Origin of the sequence: Aeromonas sp. R1-1 (assembly GCF_040908495.1) — a bacterium.
GTDB classification, from domain to species: domain Bacteria; phylum Pseudomonadota; class Gammaproteobacteria; order Enterobacterales; family Aeromonadaceae; genus Aeromonas; species Aeromonas veronii.
Map to the genome: position 1 here is coordinate 1 of NZ_JBFODV010000202.1, position 7,750 is coordinate 7,750.

Consider the following 7,750-nt stretch of genomic DNA (forward strand, 5'->3'; position numbering starts at 1 on the left):
CCCCGCCTCACCTACGATCCCGCCATCCACACCCACTTTCACCAGTGGATCGGCGAACAGCAGCGCACCGCCGAAACCCGGGTGCTGGCCCACGGCAGCGAGCTTGCCAGCAGCGAGCTGTGCCGCTGGATGGGGCTGGAACCCTTCACCCCACTTTATGAAATCCGCCGCCAGCGGCTGATCGACGGTCGCCCGGTGCTTCATGTCAGCCACCACCTGCTGGCGAGTCGCTTTCCCGATATCGCCAGCGCACCGCTGGCCAGCTCCCTCACCGAGCTCTATCAGCAGCGCTATGGCATAGGCCAGGGTGGGGCGAGTCTCGAGATCACCCCCTCGGCGGCGCGCGGCGCCATCGCCCGCGCCCTCAATCTGGCAGAGGGGAGCGCGGTGCTGCGGCTGGTGCGGGTCAATTACGACGAGCGGGGCGCTCTGGTGGATTGTGATATCGAACACTGGCGGCCGGATGCGATCCGCATCTGTCTGGATACGCGAGCATTGCAGCCGCTCGCAGGCAAGCTGCAACAAACCCGGATCGCCGATTAGACTCCAGCCAACAGAGCGGATCCCGCAGGATCCGCCGGGATCAGTTGTCGATATTGGGGATCATGTCGTCAAAACTCTGATAGCCGCAGTCGGCCAGTTGCAGCGACATGGTGTAGGTCTTGGCGTGCTCCTGCTGGCCGATGGCGGGGCGGTTGAGCTTGATCTCCTGATGCCAGTACTCCTTCATCCGGTCGATCAGCGCCATCGCCTCTCCCTCGTTGAGGTGCAACTGGCAGAGCGCCATATAGTTGTTCGACTTGTGCATGTTCTCCACCAGATACTCCCCCAGCACCGACATTGCCTGCCGCGCCTGCTGGCGGGCGAAACGGCTGTGCTGCTCGAAGCTGATCCGCTCGCTGATCAGGAAGTGGTAACTGTTGTCGATACCAAGCTGCAAAATGCCGAGCTTCTCCAGCTTGCGCAGATAGAGGTAGCAGGAGGCATCGGTCAGGCCGTACTCCCGCTTGAGATCGATCAGCGTCTTGTCGCGCCAGAAGATATTGGCGAGAAAGGCGTAGAGCCCCGGTTCGTTGTGAAACGCCTCGTCCTGCTCCTGAGTGAAGACGGCGCGGCGGCTCTGGGCGTCCTGAGTGCGATCCAGCAACTCCTCGAACGAGAGCCCCACCAAATGGCAGATCTCCAGCAGAGTATCGAACGGCAGCGAGGGCTTGTTCATCATCCGTTTCACGGTCGCGATGGAGACACCCATGGCTTCTGCCAGGGTCTGATAGCGGATCCCCTTGTCGGTCAGGGTCTTCTTCAGGGTGTCGAGAATATTGTTGGCCAGGGTCTGGCTGTAGGTCATGCCACTCTTCCTTGTTATCGCACTTTCATTGCATGGTTATGCCGAGTCAGCTTCTGACCTGTTTTCACCTTCAAGGCTCAGATATTGACACCGAAAAAACAGCCTAGAGAAAAAATCGCCTACAACGCCCATCAGGACAGACCAGTTGAACGATGAGGTCGCAAAATCTGACACCAGACAGTGCATATCTTTCAACTCGCAAACATTTTGCTAGTGCTGCATAGAACATCGCGCATAATCGAAACGTATCGAATTCAAGACCCTTCCTGGTTGAGAAATCGATTGTTTGCTTCCAAATTTTTATCTTTTAAACCGTAAGGTTTTTTCTCTTTCCTGGCATTGGGCGGCGCTGATAGCACCGCCCTTTTCTTTTCCCTGAATTCGCAGGTCAGGTCAAGGGCCCCGGCAAGGGGAAGTGTCACCGGCCACCCACCGCCTACTGATGCGCCAGCCACCACGACCTCTCTGGCAAGGTATCCTAAACGGCCATCAATACCGTGTTATGGCCATTCAATATATTTAAATGGCTTACTTGGAAAGCTTCATTAATTATAAAAACGAATATAATCAAGTTATTTGGAATTCCAAAAACCTATCTTTTAAATGGCTTGTATATATAAGCAAACAAAATTAATCAGGCCGCACGACCCATATCTGCTTATCGCGCCTCATGCCCACCCCAACAACTGCGGCCGGGTGAAGAGAAAAGCCACCCATAAGAACCCACCCACTTATCTGGTGGGCAACATGGCCCACGCAAAACAGCCTCAAAAGACCACCAAAACCCTCAATGGGAACAATCCCAAACCTCAAAAAGAGCAAAAAACAGGCAAAAAGATAGATTTTTTTCTCATAGTTTCACCTTGTGATGCGTTCAAAAAACCATCAAAAAGAACCTGATGCCAATCAGTGACATCTGAGATGCCAATTTTTAGACAACTCATCACGGCTACGCTCTAATGAAAATTTAATGCCGATACAAATCAATCACATAGAACCAAAACCGAACTCTCAGCCTGTCATTTGCCTCACCAGTTAATTATTTAAACCTCAATAAAGCTAAAACTCTAATAACACCATTTATTAAACAAAATGCCCCTGCTTGCAGCCAGTCATATTTAGAAGAATGGGGAAATCACTCTCTTGTTATTCAGAAATTCGCTGACTATACTGCGGCCCCTCTGTGAAAGCAGAGCAATGACGGAAATATAAAAAGCTTCATGGATTGAGCAATATAAATCACACGCAGTTCACGCAACACAAGGTTATTTATCCATGAACAAGTTTAATAAAATTGCCGCTTTCTCCCTGCTTGCTCTGGCCATGAATGGCGGCGCCCATGCCGAAGGCTGGTATGCAGGTCTGGATCTGACCACCTCCAAGATGGATCTCGATGGTGCAGCCAAAGACGCCTATGACGCCAAGCTCATCGATGACCAACTCGACGGCGGCAGCCTGATCGTGGGTTACAGCTTCAAACCCTGGCTAGCCGTTGAAGGTGGCCTGCACGCCCAACAGATGGATCAGCTGGTCTGGGTGACCTCCCCGATTGCAACCGGCTTTGCCGACACCACCATCGAAACCCGCAGCATCAGCCTGGCCGCCAAGCTGAGCCAGCCGCTGGCCTGGGGCTTCAGCGCCTATGCCAAACCGGGTATCGCCTACACCCGCACCGAAGTGGAAGTTGTCGGCAACGCCACTCTCCTCGGTTTCAGCGGTCAGGGAAGCAAGAGCGCAACCAAGAGCAAGGTACACCCCAATCTGGAAGTAGGTCTGGACTACGCCTTCAACGACCACTTCTCTGCCGGTATCGGTTACGAGCGCCAGTTCGACGCCCTGAGCCTGGGTGACGAGCACTACTCTCTGGATACCTTCAAGCTGGGTCTGCGCTACCACTTCTAAGTCGCGCCGCGTCAGTAACAATGCAAAAGGGCCGCAGGTTTCAAACCTGCGGCCCTTTTTACTGCTCTTCTTTCCGTGCCCTGCGCGTTAGCAGATCTGGTCTTTACCCAGCTGCTTGGCCTGATAGAGCGCCCGATCGGCACGCACCATCAGGCTCTCTTTCTGCTCATCCTGTTGATACTCCGCCAGCCCGAAGCTCATGGTGGCGGGCGCATGGGGGCAGATGGGCTCGCTCGCCATCAATGCCTGAAACTTGCTCGCCACCACCAGCGCATCCTCGCGGCCGGTGTTGGGCAACAACACCATAAACTCGTCACCCCCCCAGCGGGCCAGCAGATCGATCTCGCGGATATGGCGGCGCACCAGCGCCACTATGTTGATCAGGGTCTGATCCCCGGCGTTGTGGCCATAGCTGTCGTTGATCTGCTTGAAGTTGTCCACATCCATGGCGATCACCGTAAACGGCTGATGGAAGCGGCGCGCCCGCTCGCACTCCAGCTGCAACGCCCGCTCCAGCCGATAGCGGCTGGCGGCACCGGTCAGGGCATCGGTCTCTGCCAACAGACGGTTCTCCTCGGCTTTCTGTTGCAGCGCCTCGTTGAGTCGCACCAGCTCGGCGGTGCGCTCGGCAACCTGCTGCTCCAGCGACTGATTGCGCCGCTCCAGCTGTTCCAGCAACAACTTGCTGGCGTGGATATCGCGATGGGCGCCGATCATCCGCGCCACAGACCCGTCGGGATTGCGCTCAATGATGCGGCCGCAATCCTCAATCCAGAGGTAACTGCCATCCCGGCAGCGGCAACGGTACTCGGCACGATACTCATGGGCGCTGCCGCTCAGGCAGAGATCGAACTTCGCCATCACAGCCGCCAGATCGTCGGGGTGGATCACGTTCTCCCAGGTGAAGACGGTATTGCCGAGGGAGTGAGGCTCGTAACCCAGCATCCGGTACCAGCCGGGGTTGCGATAGACAAAACCGGTATTGGCATGCCAATCCCAGATGCCATCGCTGGTCACCTCCAGAATGCCATGCACCACGGCCTCGCTGACATCCGAGATCCTGATCGTGTCACTGTCCTGCACCATAGCAGTTATCCTTGTTCTTCCGCCCCGCGCCACCACGGGGAATCGCGCTGTTGTCGTGAGGCGCTACCTTGGCATATTGCAACAGAACTGTCAGCCAGAACCCCACCGCACCACCGTTTCCCCGGTTATCGGCCACTCACGGCGCAGGCTGAGTCAGGGTGGCCATAAGTGTGGCTCAAGCGCGCCCCATTTACCGGATTTAACTCACGATTCAGTCATTTGGGGGATGGGAATAAATGAGGGGATACCCAGAGGCCATCACAGAGGTCACTCGGCCAGAGTCAGCCGATAAAAATCCGTCTCCCGATGTTTCGGATTGGGGCGCAGAAATACCCAGCCAAAGCGCCGGTAATGGTTCAAGGCCCGCACATTGGTGCGACTCACGGAGAGGATCGCCCTTTTGCAGCCAGCCCCCAGCAACTGCTGGCGAATATAGGCCTGCAACTGCGCGGCCAGCCCGCGGCCACGATATTCAGGGAACAGATAAATCAGCTGCACATAACCGGTCTCGGGTTCATCGGAAAAGCTGCGAAATTCCAGCTGGCCCACCAATTGTTCACCCGCCCAGACATGAAGGTAGTGCCATTGCGCTTGCCCCAGCCTTTCATGGATCCGCTCCCGATAACCGTCGATAAAGTCGGCAAAACCATTATGGGTATGAAAGCTGCAAAAATAGGCATCCCTGCGTGCCTGCACACAGAGCTCGTAATCCCGCTCCAGATCGATGGTGTTAAATTCAAGTCTCAAGCAATGACATCCTGTCGTGTGTTGGTTGGATGCTGGGTGTAATAAGCGCAGCGCATTACACCTTTTGGCAGATAAATAGCAGCGGTGCAATTCACTTCGTTCTTTGCACCCTACTCGCCCTCACCCTGCCCTCTCCCAAAGGGAGAGGGGTTATACATAATCAGGGATACTCTTGTGAGGTATAATATAATTATTTCATAAACATCAAATTATATCTCGCTACTGGAATCTAAAGAGAAATCAGTTGCTACAGGTTTAACAACTAGTGGTGAACTACTCATATATGGAACTTTTCCTGATGGAACGATACTCGATGCGGCCTCAAGATGGACATCTTGATCATCAAAGAAAATATGTGGTTTGAATGCTTTCAACACTTTCGCTTTTCCTACTCCGCCGAGGAAAAAAGCTTCATCTACATAAATCCCCCAGCTTCTCAAAGTCTTAATAACTCGCATTTCAGAGGGACTATTACGAGCCGTAACGATAGCAACCCGCAGCGGGGAATATTCAATCTTCATCGGAAGTCGATTACGTAACACCGCGAGTTTTCTCAGTAAGTTAGCATAAGGCCCATCTGACATTGGTACATCTTGTAAAGCATCTTCTCTTGCATGAAAAGCGGCCATCCCTTCCGTTTTATATACCAATTCACTCTCGTCAGAAAACAATACAGCATCGCCATCAAATGCAATTCTTACTTGTCCCTCAGGTATTTGTGCAGCTTCTTTTGGAGGCAACTTTACCACAGCAGCGGCGCACTGCCTCGAATCAATAACTTGTTGAGCATCGCCAACATTTGTTGTCAGAAACAAATCGACATCAAATGCATCTAAGTAGTCAACTACAGACTCTCCCGCAGTAAATGCTGAACGAGTTATATCTAACTTCATATGCCGGATCGTATTTAGTACTCTGAGGCCAGTCTCTGGACTATTCCTAGACATAACCACAACCTCAACTAAAGGAGACTTCTCCCCAGCTTCAAGGTGAGAATTTAGAGCAAGCAACGCTTTAACTAGAGGAAACCCTGTACCCGGAGATAATGGCTGGTCCTCATGTGCCAACATATAGTCACGATAGCGGTCAATCGCGACATCACGATCAGTATCAAACATGTCTCTAAATATTTGATCTGACTCATTCATATCAAATAATGCGGTAGCAGATATCCCAACCACTAGAGTTTTACTTAAATCCAATGCCATAACATTTCCCTGTTTCAGTCAGATAAAAATTACAGTTCATCATTCATAGTTGTTAATTCCCCCAACCTCTCCGCCAGACCGGAATAACGCTCGGTCTTTTTCCGTACTGCCTGTGCCAGCAGGGCGCGATCGCCGTAGAGATCGAGCCGCGCCTTGGCGCGGGTGATGCCGGTATAGACCAACTCGCGGGTCAGCAGCGGGCTGGGGCTGTCGGGCAGCACCAGCACGGTATGGGCAAACTCCGAGCCCTGGGATTTGTGGATGGTCATGGCGTAGACCGTATCAACGGGCGGCAAACGGCTGGGCAGCAGGGCCCGCAATGTGCCATCCGGCTGCTCGAACCATACCTTGAGGCGCCCGGTTTCATCCGGCAGGCAGAGCCCCATATCGCCGTTGTAGAGGCCAACACCGTGGTCGTTTTGCACCACCATCACCGGGCGACCGGCATACCAGTCGCCATCGCGGGCGATCAGGCCAGCCCGTGACAGGGCCAGTTCGAGCCGCTCGTTAAGTCCCAGCACGCCGAACGGGCCATCGCGCAGGGCGCAGAGGATCTGGAAGCTGTTGAATGCCTTGAACACGGCGGCGGGCGCTTCCCCCGCGCGGGCCGCCTTCAGATAGCTGCCGTAACCGGCTACCCCCTGAGCAATCAGGGCGTCGTAGGCCTCTCCCGCCCAGGGGTGCAGGTTGATATCGGCGAATCCTGCGCCCCAGACTGATTCCACCGCCGTGGCATCGCCGCTGTTGCAGGCGCGCGCCAGCTGGCCAATGCCCGAATGCTGATCAAAACGCCAGCTCTTGGCCAGCAAACAGAGGCTGTCGCGCACCGGTGCCCCCGCGGGCGTGCCCTGCAAGCGGTAGCCGGTCTGGCGAGAGAGCCACTCCGCCTGTGCCGGGCTGATGCCCTGCTCAATAAAGCTGCAGATATCGCCGAGCACGGCCCCCGCCTCCACCGAGGCGAGCTGATCCTTGTCGCCGAGCAGGATCAGGCGGGCGTGGCTCGGCAACGCATCGAGCAGGCGCGCCATCATCGGCAGATCGACCATGGAGGCCTCATCTACCACCAGCAAGTCGAGGTGCAGCGGGTTGCCCGCGTGGTGGCGGAACTGGCTGCGCCCCGGAATAACCCCGAGCAGCCGGTGCAGGGTGCCCGCCTCGGCGGGAATGGCCTCCACCCACTCGGGGGGCAGATCGAGGGCCTGCAGGGCAGAACCGATACTCTCGGTGAGGCGCGCCGCAGCCTTGCCGGTGGGGGCCACCAGCCGGATCGCCGGGGCCTTGCCCGCTTGCAGACCGGTCTCCACCAGAATGGCGAGCAGCTTGGCCACCGTGGTGGTCTTGCCGGTGCCGGGGCCGCCGGAGATCACCGCAAAGGGGCGCGCCGCCGCGGTGGCCGCCGCCAGCTTCTGGCCGTTGCAGCAGAGCGCCTCGGGCACCAGCGCATCCAGCTTGCTCAAGT

General features: G+C 55.6%; 8 protein-coding genes. 3 read left to right on the plus strand and 5 right to left on the minus strand.

All coding sequences use genetic code 11. The features are described 5' to 3' along the window. A partial coding sequence (locus AB5Y92_RS12945; protein ID WP_368226914.1) for a GntR family transcriptional regulator occupies window positions 1-543 on the plus strand: 543 nt, incomplete at its 5' end. A 40-nt stretch (window positions 544-583) separates the two neighbouring features. On the opposite strand, the gene AB5Y92_RS12950 is transcribed toward AB5Y92_RS12945, so the two are convergent. Continuing rightward, on the minus strand, window positions 584-1,348 hold the full coding sequence (locus tag AB5Y92_RS12950) for a helix-turn-helix transcriptional regulator (RefSeq protein ID WP_005336490.1): 765 nt from the start codon (window positions 1,346-1,348) through the stop codon (window positions 584-586). Between the two features lie 747 nt (window positions 1,349-2,095). On the opposite strand from AB5Y92_RS12950, the gene AB5Y92_RS12955 reads away from it, so the two are divergent. Both AB5Y92_RS12955 and AB5Y92_RS12960 read left to right on the plus strand, forming a co-directional pair. Beyond that, the gene (locus AB5Y92_RS12955) at window positions 2,096-2,248 is read left to right on the plus strand and encodes a hypothetical protein (RefSeq protein WP_368226915.1); all 153 of its coding nucleotides are present in this window, start codon (window positions 2,096-2,098) and stop codon (window positions 2,246-2,248) included. A 375-nt stretch (window positions 2,249-2,623) separates the two neighbouring features. Further along, a complete protein-coding gene (locus tag AB5Y92_RS12960) occupies window positions 2,624-3,250 on the plus strand; it encodes a porin family protein (RefSeq protein ID WP_129503096.1) in 627 nt (208 codons plus the stop codon). Window positions 3,251-3,337: 87 nt separating this feature from the next. On the opposite strand, the gene AB5Y92_RS12965 is transcribed toward AB5Y92_RS12960, so the two are convergent. The 4 genes from AB5Y92_RS12965 to recD form a co-directional block, all read right to left on the minus strand. Then, window positions 3,338-4,336, minus strand: a complete 999-nt coding sequence (locus AB5Y92_RS12965; RefSeq protein WP_058057085.1) for a sensor domain-containing diguanylate cyclase — start codon at window positions 4,334-4,336, stop codon at window positions 3,338-3,340. A 267-nt stretch (window positions 4,337-4,603) separates the two neighbouring features. Continuing rightward, window positions 4,604-5,083: a GNAT family N-acetyltransferase gene (locus tag AB5Y92_RS12970; RefSeq protein ID WP_368226916.1), complete on the minus strand. Its 480-nt coding sequence runs from the start codon at window positions 5,081-5,083 to the stop codon at window positions 4,604-4,606. 209 nt (window positions 5,084-5,292) lie between these two features. Further along, window positions 5,293-6,291 (minus strand): 5'-nucleotidase, encoded by a 999-nt coding sequence (locus tag AB5Y92_RS12975; RefSeq protein WP_368226917.1) that lies wholly within the window; start codon window positions 6,289-6,291, stop codon window positions 5,293-5,295. 29 nt (window positions 6,292-6,320) lie between these two features. Further along, a partial coding sequence (gene recD / locus AB5Y92_RS12980; protein ID WP_368226918.1) for an exodeoxyribonuclease V subunit alpha occupies window positions 6,321-7,750 on the minus strand: 1,430 nt, incomplete at its 5' end.

What these genes read in the sequence shown, in the direction of transcription:
- AB5Y92_RS12965 (WP_058057085.1), bottom strand. Translation starts at nt 4,336, where the DNA reads ATGGTGCAGGACAGTGACACGATCAGGATCTCGGATGTCAGCGAGGCC.
- AB5Y92_RS12975 (WP_368226917.1), bottom strand. Translation starts at nt 6,291, where the DNA reads ATGGCATTGGATTTAAGTAAAACTCTAGTGGTTGGGATATCTGCTACC.
- AB5Y92_RS12955 (WP_368226915.1), top strand. Translation starts at nt 2,096, where the DNA reads ATGGCCCACGCAAAACAGCCTCAAAAGACCACCAAAACCCTCAATGGG.
- AB5Y92_RS12960 (WP_129503096.1), top strand. Translation starts at nt 2,624, where the DNA reads ATGAACAAGTTTAATAAAATTGCCGCTTTCTCCCTGCTTGCTCTGGCC.
- AB5Y92_RS12950 (WP_005336490.1), bottom strand. Translation starts at nt 1,348, where the DNA reads ATGACCTACAGCCAGACCCTGGCCAACAATATTCTCGACACCCTGAAG.